Annotated in this window: 17 protein-coding genes; 4 read left to right on the top strand and 13 right to left on the bottom strand. The window is 68.4% G+C overall.

Features of this window, described 5'->3' with window-relative positions:
• Positions 1-61 precede the first annotated feature (61 nt).
• Positions 62-310, top strand: a complete 249-nt coding sequence (locus tag AC3ARF_RS01720; RefSeq protein WP_498929723.1) for a hypothetical protein — start codon at positions 62-64, stop codon at positions 308-310.
• A 42-nt stretch (positions 311-352) separates the two neighbouring features.
• Positions 353-1,102 carry a M90 family metallopeptidase gene (locus AC3ARF_RS01715; RefSeq protein ID WP_498929721.1) on the top strand — a complete coding sequence of 250 codons (750 nt, stop codon included), beginning with the start codon at positions 353-355 and terminating at the stop codon, positions 1,100-1,102.
• 3 nt (positions 1,103-1,105) lie between these two features.
• Here AC3ARF_RS01715 and AC3ARF_RS01710 read toward each other — a convergent pair whose 3' ends face one another.
• The 5 genes from AC3ARF_RS01710 to dusA form a co-directional block, all read right to left on the bottom strand.
• Positions 1,106-2,500 (bottom strand): ATP-binding protein, encoded by a 1,395-nt coding sequence (locus tag AC3ARF_RS01710; RefSeq protein WP_498929719.1) that lies wholly within the window; start codon positions 2,498-2,500, stop codon positions 1,106-1,108.
• A 75-nt stretch (positions 2,501-2,575) separates the two neighbouring features.
• A complete protein-coding gene (locus AC3ARF_RS01705) occupies positions 2,576-3,259 on the bottom strand; it encodes a response regulator transcription factor (protein ID WP_036138860.1) in 684 nt (227 codons plus the stop codon).
• Positions 3,260-3,338: 79 nt separating this feature from the next.
• Positions 3,339-3,725 carry a PepSY domain-containing protein gene (locus AC3ARF_RS01700; RefSeq protein WP_498929717.1) on the bottom strand — a complete coding sequence of 129 codons (387 nt, stop codon included), beginning with the start codon at positions 3,723-3,725 and terminating at the stop codon, positions 3,339-3,341.
• Between the two features lie 169 nt (positions 3,726-3,894).
• Positions 3,895-4,833 (bottom strand): arginine deiminase-related protein, encoded by a 939-nt coding sequence (locus AC3ARF_RS01695; protein ID WP_498929715.1) that lies wholly within the window; start codon positions 4,831-4,833, stop codon positions 3,895-3,897.
• A gap of 41 nt (positions 4,834-4,874) precedes the next feature.
• Positions 4,875-5,891 carry a tRNA dihydrouridine(20/20a) synthase DusA gene (dusA, locus tag AC3ARF_RS01690; RefSeq protein ID WP_498929713.1) on the bottom strand — a complete coding sequence of 339 codons (1,017 nt, stop codon included), beginning with the start codon at positions 5,889-5,891 and terminating at the stop codon, positions 4,875-4,877.
• A gap of 244 nt (positions 5,892-6,135) precedes the next feature.
• Between dusA and AC3ARF_RS01685 the strand changes: the two genes are divergently transcribed.
• The gene (locus AC3ARF_RS01685) at positions 6,136-10,140 is read left to right on the top strand and encodes a galactose oxidase-like domain-containing protein (protein WP_498929711.1); all 4,005 of its coding nucleotides are present in this window, start codon (positions 6,136-6,138) and stop codon (positions 10,138-10,140) included.
• A gap of 14 nt (positions 10,141-10,154) precedes the next feature.
• Here AC3ARF_RS01685 and AC3ARF_RS01680 read toward each other — a convergent pair whose 3' ends face one another.
• The 7 genes from AC3ARF_RS01680 to AC3ARF_RS01650 all read right to left on the bottom strand — a co-directional run bounded on the left by AC3ARF_RS01680 (position 10,155) and on the right by AC3ARF_RS01650 (position 14,479).
• Entirely contained in the window at positions 10,155-10,568 is a 414-nt protein-coding gene (locus AC3ARF_RS01680) for a GFA family protein (RefSeq protein WP_498929709.1), read from the bottom strand.
• A gap of 9 nt (positions 10,569-10,577) precedes the next feature.
• The gene (locus AC3ARF_RS01675) at positions 10,578-11,363 is read right to left on the bottom strand and encodes a hypothetical protein (protein ID WP_498929707.1); all 786 of its coding nucleotides are present in this window, start codon (positions 11,361-11,363) and stop codon (positions 10,578-10,580) included.
• 194 nt (positions 11,364-11,557) lie between these two features.
• Positions 11,558-11,992, bottom strand: a complete 435-nt coding sequence (locus AC3ARF_RS01670; RefSeq protein WP_498929706.1) for a hypothetical protein — start codon at positions 11,990-11,992, stop codon at positions 11,558-11,560.
• A gap of 127 nt (positions 11,993-12,119) precedes the next feature.
• On the bottom strand, positions 12,120-12,614 hold the full coding sequence (locus AC3ARF_RS01665; protein ID WP_498929704.1) for a hypothetical protein: 495 nt from the start codon (positions 12,612-12,614) through the stop codon (positions 12,120-12,122).
• 129 nt (positions 12,615-12,743) lie between these two features.
• Positions 12,744-13,481: an HAD family hydrolase gene (locus AC3ARF_RS01660; RefSeq protein ID WP_498929702.1), complete on the bottom strand. Its 738-nt coding sequence runs from the start codon at positions 13,479-13,481 to the stop codon at positions 12,744-12,746.
• A gap of 110 nt (positions 13,482-13,591) precedes the next feature.
• Positions 13,592-14,011, bottom strand: coding sequence for an EF-hand domain-containing protein (locus AC3ARF_RS01655; protein WP_498929701.1), 420 nt, complete (start codon positions 14,009-14,011; stop codon positions 13,592-13,594).
• Positions 14,012-14,290: 279 nt separating this feature from the next.
• Positions 14,291-14,479 (bottom strand): CPXCG motif-containing cysteine-rich protein, encoded by a 189-nt coding sequence (locus tag AC3ARF_RS01650; protein ID WP_498929699.1) that lies wholly within the window; start codon positions 14,477-14,479, stop codon positions 14,291-14,293.
• 151 nt (positions 14,480-14,630) lie between these two features.
• On the opposite strand from AC3ARF_RS01650, the gene AC3ARF_RS01645 reads away from it, so the two are divergent.
• The gene (locus AC3ARF_RS01645) at positions 14,631-15,128 is read left to right on the top strand and encodes a hypothetical protein (RefSeq protein ID WP_498931942.1); all 498 of its coding nucleotides are present in this window, start codon (positions 14,631-14,633) and stop codon (positions 15,126-15,128) included.
• Between the two features lie 15 nt (positions 15,129-15,143).
• Here AC3ARF_RS01645 and AC3ARF_RS01640 read toward each other — a convergent pair whose 3' ends face one another.
• Entirely contained in the window at positions 15,144-16,157 is a 1,014-nt protein-coding gene (locus tag AC3ARF_RS01640; protein WP_498929697.1) for a hypothetical protein, read from the bottom strand.
• Positions 16,158-16,298 lie beyond the last annotated feature (141 nt).

Below are 16,298 nucleotides of genomic sequence, written 5' to 3'. Positions count from 1 at the left end.
CTGGCGTGTTTCACGCTATAGTCGCCCGGTTATCCCCTTCCCGCCGGCCGAGGCCAATCGCATGCTCCGTACCAGCCTGCTCATGCTGCTTGTCCTGGCCAGCGCGACGGCCGCCGCGCGCGACGTCAAGCATGCCGACGCCAACGGCGCCTGCAGCAGCCAGGACGACGAGCGCGCGCCCCAGACCGATGCACCGCGTTATCCGTCGACGGCCAAGCCCGCGAAGCCGCGTCCCAGCGTGCACGGCGATGCCCCCGCGCGGATGCAGTCGCCCCGCTGGCACAGCTTCCTGCCGGGCATGTTCCGCTGACGGAGCGACCGGCGGTTCCCGCAGTCGCAACCCGTTAGCCTCGTGATTGGTTTCCTGCGCCGCCTCCGCGGCGGCCCCGCACCCATCCCCGACGACCTGTGGCGGGCCACAGCCGGAGCCCTGCCGTGGGTGTACGCGCTGCCCTCCGCCCGCCAGGCCTCACTTGCCTCTCTCGCAGCGCGCTTCCTGCACGAGAAGACCATCACCCCGGTCGATGGCCTGACGCTGGACGACCGCCAGCGCTGCATGCTCGCCGCGTTGTGCTGCCTGCCGCTGCTGGAATTCGGCGCGGAGGGGCTGCATGGCTGGTCGCAGCTGATCGTGTATCCCGACGCCTTCCGGGTGAACCGCAGCCACGTCGACGCCGCCGGCGTGATGCACGAATGGGACGACGAACTGATCGGCGAAGCCTGGGACGCCGGCCCGGTGATCCTGTCGTGGGCCGACATCGTGGCCGACTGCGCGGACCCGCGCGCCGGCTACTGCGTGGCCGTGCACGAGATCGCGCACAAGCTCGACGTGCTCGACGGCGTACTCGACGGCACCCCCGCCCTGCCGCGCGAATGGCAGCGCGAATGGGCCCGCGATTTCCAGGCCGCCTACGATGACTTCTGCGTCGAAATCGACGCCGGCCGCGAAACCACGATCGATCCGTATGCCGCCGAAGCGCCGGACGAATTCTTCGCGGTGCTGAGCGAATACCACTTCAGCGACCCGCACACCTTGCGCGCGGCAATGCCCGCGGCGGCGGATCATCTGACGCGCTTCTATGGCCCGCCTCCGTTCGCTTGAGCCTTACAACCCCGGCGGCAACACCACCTCGAACCGCGCCCCACCCAGTTCCTCGGACCGGCGCACGTCCAGCGTGCCGCGATAGCCCTTCACCAGGTCCTGCACGATCGACAAGCCGATGCCGTGGCCCTGCACACGCTCGTCGCCACGCACGCCACGCTGCAGCACCAGCGCCACCTTGTCTTCCGGGATACCCGGGCCGTCGTCGTCCACCGCGATCACCAGGCCGGGGCGGCGGTTGGACGCCGTCTCGCCCACGTGCACCGTCAGCAGCACGCGGGAGCGCGCCCACTTGAACGCGTTCTCCAGCAAGTTGCCCAGCAGCTCCTGCAGGTCGCCTGGCTCGCCGTAGAACTGCACGCCCTCGGCCACGTCGAATTCGCACAGCACGCCCTTGGCGGTGTACACCTTCTCCAGCCCCCGCACGATCTGTTCGGCGTGCGGCTCGATCGCGATCGGTGCGGCGAACAGCGCATGGCCCGAGCGCGCCGCACGCGACAGCTGGTACGACACCAGGTCGCTCATCCGCCCCACCTGCGTGTTCACTTCGTCGCGCAGTTCGGCCTCGCTGGCATCGCTGTCCACGCGCGCGCGCAGCACCGCGAGCGGCGTTTTCAGGCTGTGGGCGAGGTCGGCCAGCGTGTTGCGCTGGCGGTCCAGGTTCTCACGCTCGCTCTCGATGAAGGCGTTGATGCTCTCGGCCAGCGGCTCCAGCTCGCGCGGATGGCGCTCGCTCATGCGCGAGGCGGCGCCGCGCTGCACGCGCTTGAGCTCGTGGATCACGCGACGCAGCGGCAGCAGGCTCCAGCGCAGGATCACCGTCTGCAGCAGCAGCAGGATGATCCCGGCGCCGCCGAGGTAACGCCACAGTTCCTGTCGGAATACCTCCACCTGGCGGCTGAGCGCCGTGGTGTCTTCGAAGATGTACACGGTGTAGGCGAACTCGGCCGCCTTGCCGCCTTCCAGGCTCCAGATCAGGCCGCGGCCGTAGCGGTAGGCCTCGCCCTTGGCGCCGCTGATCTCGGTGATCGGCAGCGGGCCTTCGAACACTTCCTCCTGGGCCTTGAGCATGCGCCCCTCCGGAAGGAGCGGGCCGATGGAGGACGGCGAGTCCCAGTGGCCGTTGGGGAACACCACTTCGGCATACAGGCCACTGCCCGGACGCTCGAAGCGCGGGTCGGGCAGGTCATACGGCGGGATGAAGGTGCCGTCGCGGGCGAAGTCGCTGTCGGCGAAGGCCAATGCGTAGCTGCGCATGCGCTCGCGGAGGTTGCCCTTGGCGGTCTCGAGGAAGGCGCGGTCGAGCGCGTAGCCGGCCAACGCGAGGAAGGCGACCAGTCCAAGACTGGCCACCAGCACCTGGCGCGCCTGCAGGGATAGCGGTTGCCTCCAGCTCAATCCGTGCCCCCAGAACCCCTTGTCCCCACGCCCACATGGCTAGCGCCAATGGTACGGCCTGGGGAGGTACCGCTATCAGTCACCCGATCGCGGAATCGCGAATCGGTAGCCGCGGCCGCGCACGGTCTCGATCGGCTTCATGTTGCCGTCCGCGTCCAGCTTCTTGCGCAGTCGGCCGATGAAGACCTCCAGCACGTTGGAGTCGCGGTCGAAATCCTGCTGGTAGATGTGCTCGGTCAGGTCGGCCTTCGAGACCAGTTCACCGGCGTGCATCATCAGGTACTCGAGCACCTTGTACTCGTAGCTGGTGAGGTCGACGTTGGCGCCGCTGACGGTGACCGTCTGCGCGGCCAGGTCCAGCACCACGGGGCCGCATTCCAGGGTCGGCTTGCTCCAGCCAGCGGCGCGGCGCACGAGGGCGTTGATGCGCGCCAGCAGTTCCTCGACGTGGAACGGCTTGACCAGGTAGTCGTCGGCGCCCTGCTTCAGGCCCTCGACCTTGTCCTGCCAGCTCGAGCGGGCGGTGAGGATCAGCACCGGGAATTTCTTGCCCTCGGCGCGCAGGGCCTGGATCAGTTCCATGCCCGACATCTTGGGCAGGCCGAGGTCGATGATGCCGAGGTCGAAGGGGACCTCGCGGCCCATGTACAGGCCTTCCTCGCCATCCTGGGCCGCGTCCACCGCGAAGCCTTCGCGCTTGAGGCGCGCGGCCAGGGTTTCGCGGAGCGGGGCTTCGTCTTCGACCAGCAAAATGCGCATGGGAACTCCTGTTTCCGGCTGTCGGTTGCGGCGGTTCGGCGTCACACGCCGATCCCTGCCAAAGCGCTACTGTGCGGCGTCAGTCGTCGTCGCCACGTGTACGCGGGTCGGGCCCACGCCCGGGTTGGTCTTCCATGTACACGCGAACGCGACCGCTGGAATCGACGACCTTGACCCGGCTGACGTCGCGGCCATCGTACGGCACGCGCTCGGCGCTGAGCACCTGGCCGCCGGTGCGGCGCTCCACGCGGCGCACCGCCTCGGCCAACGCGGCATTGCCGCCGCGGCGGTCATGCTCGCGCTGCGGGCGGCGGTCGTCGTCGCGTTCGGGGCCTCGGCCCATGTCCTGCACCACGGGCACGCGCTCGGGCAACACACCGCGCAGCTGCGCCATGGCGTCGCCCGCGCCCACCAGGGCGGCGAAGGAAAGGGCGATCGAGGCGAGACGGACGGCGGGGCGGGTCATGGCACTCCCAGAACCTGTGGGCAGGTGAGGCGAAGGTCCGGATCGACCGGGTTGACGCCATTCTTGGAACGAGGCGGTGAATCCGGTCTGAACTTTTCCTTCACGCTGCGGCCTCCATTCAGGATGGACTGCGTTGGCGTCCGGCGCCAGCCCCCTCCCATGGGGCAACTCAGAAAATTTCGCCGACACAGCATCGCAGCGAGCCGCCGCCAGCCTCGATCGCGTCCAGTTCCACCGTGCCCACCTCGAAGCCCGCCGCCTCCAGTTGGGTGCGGTGCGCCGGGGTCAGGGCGCGGCCGGCGCCGGCACTCATCCATACCCGGCCGGGGGTCAGGGCGATGCAGTTGCCGACAAAAGCAGCGTGCTCCTCGGGCGTGCACAGCAGCGCGTGCGGAGCGTAGAGGGCGGCGATGGCGTCCACCGCCGCCGGGTCGGCGAAGCCCTTGGGGCAGATCACCGCGGCGCGGCCGGCCAGCACCGCCAGCACCACGTTGGTGTGGTACTCGCCCTCCGCCAGATCGAACAGCAACGTGGCGCGGAGGCCCAGCGCCTCGTGCATCAGGCGCGCGCCTTCGGCGTCGCAGCGCTCGGACAGGCCGGCGAAGCCAAGGCCACGGGCGCGGTCGATGACCAGCGCGCCGGTCAGTTCGGCCGGGTGCGGCTGGGTGGAGAGGTCGACCTCTTGGTAGCCCAACGTGGCGAAGAACCCGCGGATGTCGGGACGGTTGGCCTCGCGCTGCCGCACCTCGTGGCGCATGCGGCCGACCACGTAGCGCGGCGCGCCGTGCGGCTGGGCGGCGGCATCGGGGCGGCCGGTGGCGAACACGTTGTTGGGAAACAGCGCGTCGGGGGTGTCGGGATTGCCGGCAAAGCACACCGTGGGCAGCGCGCTGGCGAAAGCGCGGTGCAGGTCGCGGTGCTGGGCGGAGGCGCGCGCGGCGTCGAAGGCGGCGGCATCGGCCATGTAGCGGTTGTCCTGCGCCGACTGCTCGGCCAGCGTGAAGCCATCCGGTGCGACCAGGAACGCGGCGCGTGCGGTGGCGGGACCGAAGTCCGGGGCCGTGCCGCGGGCGAAGGCAAGGAAGGCGGTGGCGTCGCGGGTGATCATGGGCAGTCCTGTGCGTGGGGGTTTGAGGCGTGCAGGGCGCGCTAGGCTTGGGCGAACGACTCGGTGATGGCGATGGCCTGCTCCACCAGCGCCCAGTCCGCGCCCGGCTTGTGCGCGCCTTCGCTGAGGATCTGCCGGAACGCGCGACCACCGCGCTCGCCGGCGAACAGGCCGAGCAGGTGGCGGGTGATGTGCTTGAGGAACACGCCGCGGGCCAGCTGCGCCTCGACATAGGGGCGCAGGGCGCGCAGCAGCTCGGCGCGGCTGCGCAGTCCGCCGCCGAACCACGCCACGTCCAAGCGGTGCAGCAGGTAGGGGACGTGGTACGCGGCGCGGCCAAGCATGGCACCGTCGGTGTGCTGCAGGTGCGCGGTGGCTTCCTCGGCAACGGCGATGCCGCCATTGACGATGATCTGCAGGTCGGGCCGCTCGCGCTTGAGCCGGTAGGCCCAGTCGTAGCGCAGCGGCGGCACCTCGCGGTTCTCCTTCGGCGACAGGCCCTGCAGCCAGGCATTGCGCGCGTGCACGATGAACATGCCGCAACCGGCGTCGGCGATCCGGTCGATGAAAGCCCGGAAACGGTCGTAGTCGTGGTCGTCGTCCACGCCCAGGCGGCATTTCACCGTCACCGGCACGTGGCGATCCAGCGACGCGCACGCCTCCACCATCGCCGCCACCGATTCGGCCACCAATTCCGGTTCGCGCATCAGGCAGGCGCCAAAGCGGCCGGCCTGCACGCGGTCGGAGGGGCAGCCGCAGTTGAGGTTGATCTCGTCGAAGCCGGCATCGGCGCCAATGCGCGCGGCCTGCGCCAGCAGTTCCGGCTCGCTGCCGCCCAACTGCAGCGCGACCGGGTGCTCCATCGGGTCCATCGCCAGCAGGCGCGCGCGATCGCCGTGGATCACCGCGTTGGCGTGCACCATTTCGCTGTACAGGCGCGCATGCGGGGCCAGCAGGCGGTGGAAGACCCGGCAGTGGGAGTCGGTCCAGTCCATCATCGGGGCCACCGAAAGCCTCAGTGCTTCCGGGGGGATCTGTCCTGTCCTGTTGGCGGGCATCTCGGGGGCGATCACTTTGGGGGCATGACTCCAGAGACCGCACGCGCCCTGGCTGGGCGGTGCAGGAGGAACATGCAGGAAGGCGTGGGTGCCATTGTCCGCTGAAACTCCAGCCGCACCAAATCCGCGGGTTAACCCCCCCGAGGGCCCCGGGCCCCGTCCCCTGCCAGTCGCGGCCTACGTTGGATTCAACTACAGGGGTGTGAATGGCCGCCCATCGGACCGGCACACGAGGAGCGACACCATGCCTGTCCTACGCACGCCACGGCATCGCGGACTCGTGGCCGGCGCCTTGATCGCCTTGGCGGGTGTGGCTGCATGGGCCACCGTGCAGGCGCTGCTGGGTTCAGGCACCTGGTCCAGCGACGATGGCACCGCGCTGGTATACGCACCCAAGAGCGGCGAGTACGCGTTCGCGGCGGCGAAACCCAATGATGCGCGGCGAAATCAGGTGTTCTCCGGTGACGCCGGTACGTTGGCGGCGTTCGAGACCACGCACCCGATCGGCGCAATCACCGCCCTGCCTGCCAGCGGTGATCCGGTACGAGGCACGTTTTCCCCCGTGGTCGACTGGCCCCTGGTGGCGATCCACGCCGTGCTGACCCCCGACGGACGGGTGCTGACGTACGGCAGCACCACCACGGGCGTGCGCACCGGGTACTTCGATTACGACGTCTGGGATCCACAGCTGGGATTGGGCCTGGAATCACACACCACGCTGCCCAACACCAGCGCGGTCGACATCTTCTGCAACACCCAGCTGCTGATGCCCAATGGCACCGTCGAGATGTGGGGCGGCGACATCCTGGACCCAAGTCGCAATGCGGCCTCGCTGCTACCCAACGACGACAGCAATGTGTTCTTCCCTGCCGACAACACGTTGATCCGCACGGGCAAGATGCACCGCCCGCGCTGGTACGCCTCGTCGACCATGCTGCCCAACGGCGAGGTATATCTTCAAGGCGGAACTGGGGGCGGCGATTACCCCGAGGTGCGTACCGGCACCGGCGAGTTCCGGCTCCTGACCGGCGCCCCGACCGGCACGATCGATGAGCTGTACCCGCGCAACTTCCTCGCGCCCGATGGCACCGTGTTCGGCATCATGGGCAACCGCATCTACCGCGTCGACGCGTCGGGACCGGGCGCCATCATGCAGCTGCGGCCCTTCAACAACACCGATACGGGGTCTACGTCGACCTCGGTGATGGTCAAGCCGGGCTTGGTGATGCAGGTGGGCGGTGGCTACAACGAACTGGCCGCAAGCCCCGACGCGCACCTGATCGACATGGCGACGACGGACATCAGCGCGATTACCCCCCCGGCCCATCGCCGGCACTGGGCCAACGCCACCGCCCTGCCCGACGGCCGTGTGTTCCTGTCCGGCGGCAGCACCGCGGACAACGATCCAGTCAACGGGGTGGCCTACACCAGCGAAATTTACGATCCCGCGACGGACACGTGGTCGCTGGGCGCAACCGCCCGGCAGATGCGGCTTTACCATTCCGCCGCGCTGTTGTTGCGGGACGGCACCGTGCTCACCATGGGCGGCGGCGCCAACGGACCCCAGCTCAACCTAAACGCCGAGATCTACTACCCGCCCTATCTGTTCCAGGCCGATGGCACGCCTGCGCCACGGCCTGTGATCGCCTCGGCGCCGATGACGGTCGACCCGGGGAGGTCGTTCCGGATCGGCACGCCGGTGCCCTCCTCTATAGCCCGGGTGACGCTGGTGAAGTCCGGTTCGGTTACCCACTCGGTGGACATGGACCAGCGCTTCCTGGAGCTGCCCTTCTCGGTGGGGGCGGGCGAGCTGCAGGCCAGCCTGCCACCCAATATCTTCGACACGCCACCCGGCTACTACATGGTCTTCCTGATAGACCGGCAGGGAGTGCCGTCGGAAGCGGCGATGATGCGGATCAACATCCAGCCCGAGCCCGCGGCCACGCTGACGGTCGCGACCGTGGTGGTGAACGACAACGGTGGCAAGGACCAGCCCTCCGACTTCCGCTTTTCAGTCAACGGTTCGCCGGGCATCGCCTTCGAGGCCGACGGAAGCAACCAGCTCACCGTGCCGGCCGGCACGTACGACATCGAAGGCCCGGCCACGCCTGGCTACGCGACCAGCCTGTCGGGCTGCAGCGACATCGTGTTGGCCCCGGGCGGCAGCGGGAACTGCACCATCACCCACGATGACACGCCCACCCAGCCCGTCAACCTGGTGGTCAACGGCGACTTCGAGGTCAACACGGTGCCCAACGGGAGCATGCAGCACGTAAAGAGCCTCGTCGGATGGGCCAGCAACGTTGGCGTGATCGAAATATGGAAAGGCAGCAACGGCTACGTCGCGGGCTCCGGCGACTCGCACATGGAAACGGATGCCGTCGACACCGGCCCCAACTTCGTCTACCAGGACATCGCCACGCAGGTCGGGGCGACGTACGACCTCTCGTTCCTGCAGTCGCCACGCCCCAACCACTCGCCGGCGCGCAATGCCTTCGATGTGTATTGGAACGACACGAGGATCACATCTATCGCACGCGACGGACAGGACCTTGCCAACACCACGTGGCGCCGCACGCGCCTGGTGGTCACCGGCACGGGCACCGACCGTCTGTCGTTCCGCGAGTACGACACCAACAAGAGCGGTGCCTTCCTCGATGACGTGCGCCTGGTGGCGCGGAGCGTGTCGCCGCCCCCGCCGCCACCACCGCCGCCACCGCCGCCGCCTGATCCAGCGACGCTGACCATCACCAAGGTGGTGATCAACGACCACGGCGGAAGCAAGGCGGCGTCGGACTTCAGCTTCTCCGTCAACGGGGCGGCGCCGGTCGCGTTCGAGGGCGATGGCAGCAACGTGCTCAGCGTGCCGGCTGGCACCTACAACGTGACCGAGCCACCGGTGCCCGGGTACGCCGCCAGCCTGTCGGGCTGCAGCAACATCGTGCTGGCCGCCGGCGACAGCGCCACCTGCACCATCACCAATGACGACGTGCTTCCCGCAGCCATCAACCTGGTGGTCAACGGCAGCTTCGAGGTCAACAGCGTCCCCGACGGCAACAACTGGCGGGTCAGCAACCTGCTCGGGTGGCGCAACACCGCCGGTGGCGTCGAGGTATTCCGTAACGTCGCCGGCGCGCCGTCGGGCGACGGCCACAGCCACATGGAGACCGATGCCATCGAAGGCGTGCCCAATGCGGTCTATCAGGATTTCGTGACCGTGGCGGGCACCTCGTACGACCTGTCGTTCCTGCAGTCTCCCCGCCCCGGGTATTCGGCCGCGCGCACGTCCTTCGAAGTGTTCTGGAACGACACCCGCATCGCGGTGATCGCGCGCGAGGGCGGTGGCCTGGCCTTGCCAAGCTGGCAGACCACGGCACTGGTTGTCGTGGGCACGGGCTCCGACCGGCTCTGGTTCCGCGAATACGACGCCGACAAGTCCGGCGCCTTCGTCGATGACGTGCGCCTGGTGGCCCGGAGCGGTGGGACACCGCCGCCTCCCCCACCCGCGACGCTGACCATCACCAAGGTGGTGATCAACGACCACGGCGGAAGCAAGGCAGCGTCGGACTTCAGCTTCTCCGTCAACGGGGCGGCGCCGGTCGCGTTCGAAGGCGATGGCAGCAACGTGCTCAGCGTGCCGGCTGGCACCTACAACGTGAGCGAGCCACCGGTGCCCGGGTACGCCGCCAGCCTGTCGGGCTGCAGCAGCATCGTGCTGGCCGCCGGCGACAGCGCCACCTGCACCATCACCAACGACGACGTGCTTCCCGCAGCCATCAACCTGGTGGTCAACGGCAGCTTCGAGGTCAACAGCGTCCCCGACGGCAACAACTGGCGGGTCAGCAATCTGCTTGGCTGGAGCAACACCGCAGGTAGCGTCGAGGTATTCCGGAGTGTGGCCGGCGTGCCCTCGGGAGACGGCAACAGCCACATGGAGACCGATGCCATGCAAAGCGCGCCCAATGCCGTCTATCAGGACATCGTGACCGTGGCGGGCACCTCGTACGACCTGTCCTTCCTGCAATCGCCGCGACCGGGCTATTCGGCCGCGCGCACCGCCTTCGAAGTGTTCTGGAACGACACCCGCATCGCGGTGATCGCCCGCGAGGGCGGGGGCCTGGCCTTGCCAAGCTGGGAGACCACGGCGCTGGTGGTCGTCGGCACGGGCGCCGACCGGCTCTGGTTCCGCGAATACGACGCCGACAAGTCCGGCGCCTTCGTCGATGACGTGCGGCTGGTGCCCCGTTAGTTCCTGTCGCCGCGTCAGGCTCGCGACAGGTGCGCGATTGCGGCCGTAGCGGCCTCGCGATCGGCATCGTCGAACGCGGTGACGTCGAGCCGCTCGACAGTTCCCGGGTCCAGGCAACGCGCGTTGACGCTGAATCCGTCGGGATGGCTGCGCGGCACGTAGAAGCTCTTGATCCCGCAGTGCCGGCAGAACAGATGGTGCGCGGTGCCGGTGTTGAAGGTGTATTCGGTCAGCGCATCGGCGCCCTGCAGCAGGCGAAAGCGCGTGGCCGGCACGATCAGATGCTGGAACCCGGTCATGCGGCAGATGGAGCAGTTGCACTCGATCACCGGCAGCACGGCCGGGGCATCGACTTCAAAATGCACGCGGCGGCAATGGCAGCCGCCGCGGTGCGTTATCAGGGGCGAGGGTGCGGGCGTCGTGTTCACCCGCCCAGCTTACCCTTTGCCGTTGCCCTTCCCTTTGCCCTTGTCGTCATCCTGGCCCTTGCCCTGGCCGCCCTTGCCGGACTGGCCCTGCGCCTTGCCCTGGCCGCGGTCGTCCGCACGGCCGCCCTGCGCGCCCTGGCCCTTGCCGGCGGGCGGCCCCTTGGCCTGGCCGTGCCGGTCGCCCGCGCCCGTCGCCTTGCCCGGGCCATTGCCCGGACCGCCCGCGTGCGCCGGATTGCCGGCCGCGCTCGGCGCCTTGCCCTTGGCCGAGTGGCCGGGCGCATGGCTGCCGTTCGGACCCTTGCCGCGGGCGGGAAAGTCGTTGCGCAGGTCGTCCGACAGCGAGATCGGGCGACCCCAGCGGTCGTAGGTGGGCACGAAGCCCTTCTTCAGCCGATGGAACTCGGCCGACCCCGGCTTGATGCCCAGTTCCTTGGCGACTACGCCCCAACCCTTGCCGCGGTGCTCCTCCCAGTAGTCGGCCACGTAACGGCACGGCCGGCCAAGCACCTGCGCAACCGAGCAGGCGTAGTAGACATCGCCGGGCGCCCAGTTGCGGGTGGTCAGCAGGTCCACGACCAGGTCACGCGGCGCGCCGTAGTAGCGCACCATCTCATTGACGAACGGCTCGCGGTAGCGACTGCCGTAGCGGTTGACGTCGCCGAGGTAGTTGTCGACCCAGACGTCGCCGCTGCGCGGGTCCCAGCCGATGCTGTAGTCCTGCGCGTTGGCGTTGCCAGTGAATGCGGCCATCGCGGTGGCCAGCGCCAAGATCATGGGCTTGAACGAACGCATCAGCGGATTCCTCCGTGTTCGAATGGTTGACCGGTGTCGGTAGCCGGCCCGGTGGATCGACCGGGGCGCGCCACGGGCGATCAGGTTCCGCACGGATACTGGCGACCACGGCATGAACGCGTGGTGAGAAACATCCACGCGGGGGCGCAGCCATTCAAGCCCCGTTGGCGGAGGTGAGGGCCGTGGCAACGACGCTACTGGCTCAGCGTCACCTTGCTGACCGCGAAGCCGAGATCCCAGCCCCGGCCCTTGCCCACCATTCGCAGCCGCACCGGTCCGTTGGTCATCGCGTGCGCCGAACCGGCACGGTGGGCACCAGCGTGCGCATCCACCGACATGTAATTGCCCAGCACGTCGCGGATCCGGTACACGCCGGTAAAGCGGCCTTGGCCCTCGATGGTACGAAGGCGGCCGAAACTGAGCCCGGCGCCCCGTGCGCGGATCTTTACCGTCAGGGTGCGTCCGCCGTTGCAGGTCACCTTGCCGGTGCCGGTGGCGGTGCTGTACACGGCTGACCAGCCGGTCAGGGTGTAGCGCAGCGTGCACGCCTGCGGCCCCTTGGCCGCGGCCGCCGGCAGCGACATCCCCAACAGCAAAACCAACGCCCATCCTGGCGTGAACCGGCTCATGCAAACCCTCGCGGTGATTCCTTGCCGCAAGGCTATCACCGGGCGCGGGTCTGGCAAGCGCTGCGGCCCGCCCAAACGACGACGGCACCGGAGATCCGGTGCCGTCGGTGATCCGCATCACAGTGCCTCAGTCGTCCCAGCGGTCGCGCCAGCGATAACCGTCCCAGTAGCGGTCGCCACGGTCGTAACGGTCGCTGTAATAGCGGTTGTCGTAACGGTTGTCGTAACGCCGGTCATAGCGGTTGTCGTAACGCGGGTCGTAGTACTTGCTGGTGCAGCGACCACGGCTGTCGCAACGCGCCGTCTCGCGGCTGCCCGGCCCGTTGCGCCAGTAGCCGTGGGCCTTGCCGTACGGCGGGCCGGCACGGTAATCGCGCGGCACCTGGCGGTAATAGGTGGGGCGACCGTAGCGGTCACGTACCACGATCAGGCGATCGTCGTAGCCGTAATTGCCATGGCGGTAGTACGGTTGGCCGCTGCGGTAGATCACATCGGCCACGTCGACGATGACGCGCGCCCAGTCATTGCTGCTTTGCGCCTGCGCAGGCGCGGGGGACAGGCCGGCCACGCCGAGGCCGGTGGCGAGGACTGCAGGGGCAAGCCAGCGGGAAAGCATGGTCATGGTGACTTCTCCTTCGTCGGGCTCACCCGCAATGGGTGGCCACGGGATCGACGATGCAGAAGTGCCAGTGAACCGGTTTTTAACCGTGCCCCAGCGTGGGCTGAATGCAGTAGCGCGTATACGAAGCGTTCACCCGCTGGCCTGCGACACGAGTGCGCGCACGGCGTCGGGGAGCTCGGCGGCGGCCGCCACGCGGCGCATCCGCGCGGCGTCCTGCGTCGGCACGCTGGCTTCGTTCTCGTGCGCCCAGGTGGTGTGGTACGGCATGTACACGCCCCACCCGCCCAACGCCAGCACCGGCACGATGTCCGATCGCAGCGAGTTGCCGATCATCAGGAACTGCGACGGCGCCACGCCGAACTCATCGAACAGCCGGGTGTAGGTGGCAGTGTCTTTTTCGCTGACGATCTCGATGCGGCGGAAGCGGTCGGCCAAGCCGCACTGCTTCACCTTTGCTTCCTGGTGGAACAGGTCGCCCTTGGTGATCAGCACGACGTCGAAATCGCGGGCGATCGCCGCCACCGCCTCGGGGATGCCGGGGAGCAGTTCCACGGGATGGCGCAGCAGGTCTTTGCCCATGCCAACGATGCGGTGGAGGTCGGCGGCGCTGATGCGCTGGCCGGTGATCTCGACCGCGGCCTCGATCATCGACAGCACCATGCCTTTCACGCCATAGCCGAAGACTTCGATGTTGCGCTTCTCGATCTCGTACAGATGCTGCTGCGCACCCCGCGCATGCAGGTCGACGTACTGGCCGACCAGCCGTTCGAACTCAGCCTGGGCCTCGTCGAAATAGTCCTGGCTGCGCCAGAGGGTGTCGTCGGCGTCGAAGCCGACCAGTCGGACCGAGGGAGCGGCGTTGGGCATGTGTGCAGTATGCCGCGGGCCCATGTGCCGAGGGTGGTGGTTGTGTGGCGAAAAACAGGGGGCGGCGGGAAGACCGCCCCCGAAAACAAGCCAGCCGCGTCCTTGGTCTTTTACTTCTTGGACGCGCCGCCAGCCTGCTTGCCAGCACCACTGTTGGCCGCGGCCACGTAGGCCTTGTACTCGGCGCCCGTCAGGGAACCGTTGGCGTCGGCATCTGCCTTGTCGAACACGGCGGCGAGGGCTTCCATCGCGCTGGCCTCGGTCTTGCTCAGGCTGCCGTCCTTGTCGGCGTCCAGCTCGGCCCAGGTCTTGCGGGCCGGGGCGGTGGCGGACACGGTCGCACCCGGGGCGGTGCCGGTGGCAGCCGGGTTGCTCGACGCGGCTTCGTTGGCCGGCGCGCTGGTGGCAGCCGGCGCGGCGGCATCGGCGGCGGGGGTGGTAGCGGTTGACTGGGCGAAGGCCAGCGGGGCGGCCATCACGGTGGCGAGCGCCGCGGCACCCAGCAGCGTCTTGCGGGAAAGGGTCTTCATCGATTGAAACTCCATGTGCGGAACGGGAGGGATGATCGGCCCGTGCGGGGGAAGCACGGTGGGGGAGCCGAACGCCCCGAACCTTGCCGTCGCACAGGTGAACGACGCCCCTGTGGCAGACGCGGGCTCCACGTGGTGTTAACCACTTCCTCGCGCAGACGCGCTAGCCGCAGCCCCAAAACGTGATGCGCTAAGTGCTTGGAGCACGTTCAGTGATGGGTGCGTTGGCTGAACACAACACAACCTTTACGAACGCACGGGTCAACCGTCGGGCTCAGTTCAGGAGCCGGCCTCGGATTCGACGGTCACGATTGGCGTGCCGTCGTCATCGATGTCCACGACCACGTACATGGGCTTGCAGCACACCGGGCAGTCCTCGGTGTAACGCTGCTCTTCGGCGCAATTCTCCACGCGCAGTTCGATGCGCTCGCCGCAGTAGGGACATTGGACTTCGACACTCGGCAACATGGCGGCACCCCCGGTCACAGGGGACAACGGCCGTGCGTCGCGGCAACGGCCACGGCGTCGCAACCAAGAGCCAGGCTGGGCCCTCACGCCGTCACGCATGGATAACAGTGGCGGTACAAGGCTATGCATGCTCCCCCAGCGAGAAGCCGCGATGAAGACCCGGCATGTGTTCAGCACGCCCGATATCGCCAGCGCCCAGGCCGCGATGGACGCCGCGCGCGACGCGGGCGTCGAAGACCACGACCTGCTGCTGGTGGCACGCTCCGACATCGAGCTCGCCGCGATTCCCAACGAGCGCAAGGAGGCCGATACCGACATGATGCCCGCCGCGGTGCGCGGCGCCGGCTACGGCGGCGCAACGGGGCTACTCGTTGGGTTGGTGGCGTTCGCCATTCCGCCGCTGGGCGTCACCCTTGCCGGAGCGGCGGCCGCGGGACTCGCGGGGGCGATGGTCGGCTGCTGGGCGTCGGCGCTGGCGGGCGCGTCTTTGCCTGATCCGATCCGGCGCCGCTTCGAAGGCGAAATCGAGGCGGGCCGCATCCTGGTGGTGGTTGACGGCTCGCATGAGCTGCTGTCCAAGGTGGAACCGGCGATCACCCGCACCGGTGCGACCCTGCTGCCGTTCGAGGCGCCCAGCCTGATGGCCTGAGCGCCGCAACGCGGTTCAGCGGCGCAACACCAGCGTGGTGCGCTCGGTTTCCTGCTTGCCCCCAAAACGCTTGCGCTGCACCAGTTCCATGCGCTGCACGATGCCGCTCTGCGGATCCACGCGGTAGGTCACCTCGGTGACGAACTCGGCGTCTGCCTTGAGCTTGGCCACCATCGCCTCGCGCTCCTTGCCCGCTGGCGCCTGGCCCTGCAGCGTGCGGTCGACGAACCGCGCGATCACCGCGGTGATGGCGTCCAGGTCCGGGCGCACCGTCCAGCGCACATCCACTGCCTTGGTGTCGTCGGCCGGGCGCGACAGCAGCAGGCTGTTGCTGCTGGCGATCATCTCGCCGTCGAGGGGGTTGGCGTATTCGTCGTCGTAGTCGTAGCGCCGGTCGGGCACCAGCCCGCCGCGGCTGACGAAGTTGTAGGCCGCAGGGGTCTCGCCCAACTGTGACTCCAGCACCGCCGGCGCCGACATCGCGTCGACCATGCGCGCGAACATCACCTCCGCCTCGCTGGCGCCGGGTTTGCCCTTCAACTCACCCAACACGCCATCGAACATGCCCTGCAGCGCGCGGCGGTAGCGCGGCTGCACGTCGGGCAGGTTGGCCACGTTCTCGAAGTGACCCTCGGGGCCCAGGGCGATGTCGATGGGCAGGTCGCGGAACGACTCCACCGCCACCGCCATCAACTTCTGCATCTGCGGCGGCAAGCCCTCGGTCTGCACCTGCGGCGCTCGGCCGGTCCAGCGCTGGACCCAGCCGCCCCCGGCACGCTCGCTCATGCGCAGTTCCAGCACGTCGGTGGACCTGATGCGCATCGACTCCCCGTCCTTGGATTCCTCCGACTCGTAGGCCTGGTCGTAGGTCAGGACCATGCCCGGCTGCCAGGGCAAGGGCCAGCTCAGCGCATTCGGGTCGGGTTTCGACGAACTCTTCGAGATTTCGCGCTTCTCCCCCGCCTGCACCGATAGGCAAGACGCAAGCACCACGGCCGCCACCAGCAGCCGACCCCATCCTTTCCGCATGCGATGTCCCCTTGTACGACCGGCCCAGGGAAGGACCGCCCCACATAGTCTAGCCTTGGCGGGCGGGCCGGGGGTCGGACCGCCCGCCGAGCGCAATCCGTCATGTTCGACAGCTAGAGTCGGCGGCTTCATCGTCAGCAG

The organism is Lysobacter sp. KACC 24251, from assembly GCF_057747755.1.
The sequence above is the reverse complement of the archived record's forward strand: the minus strand, read 5'-3'. Positions and strand labels throughout refer to the sequence as shown.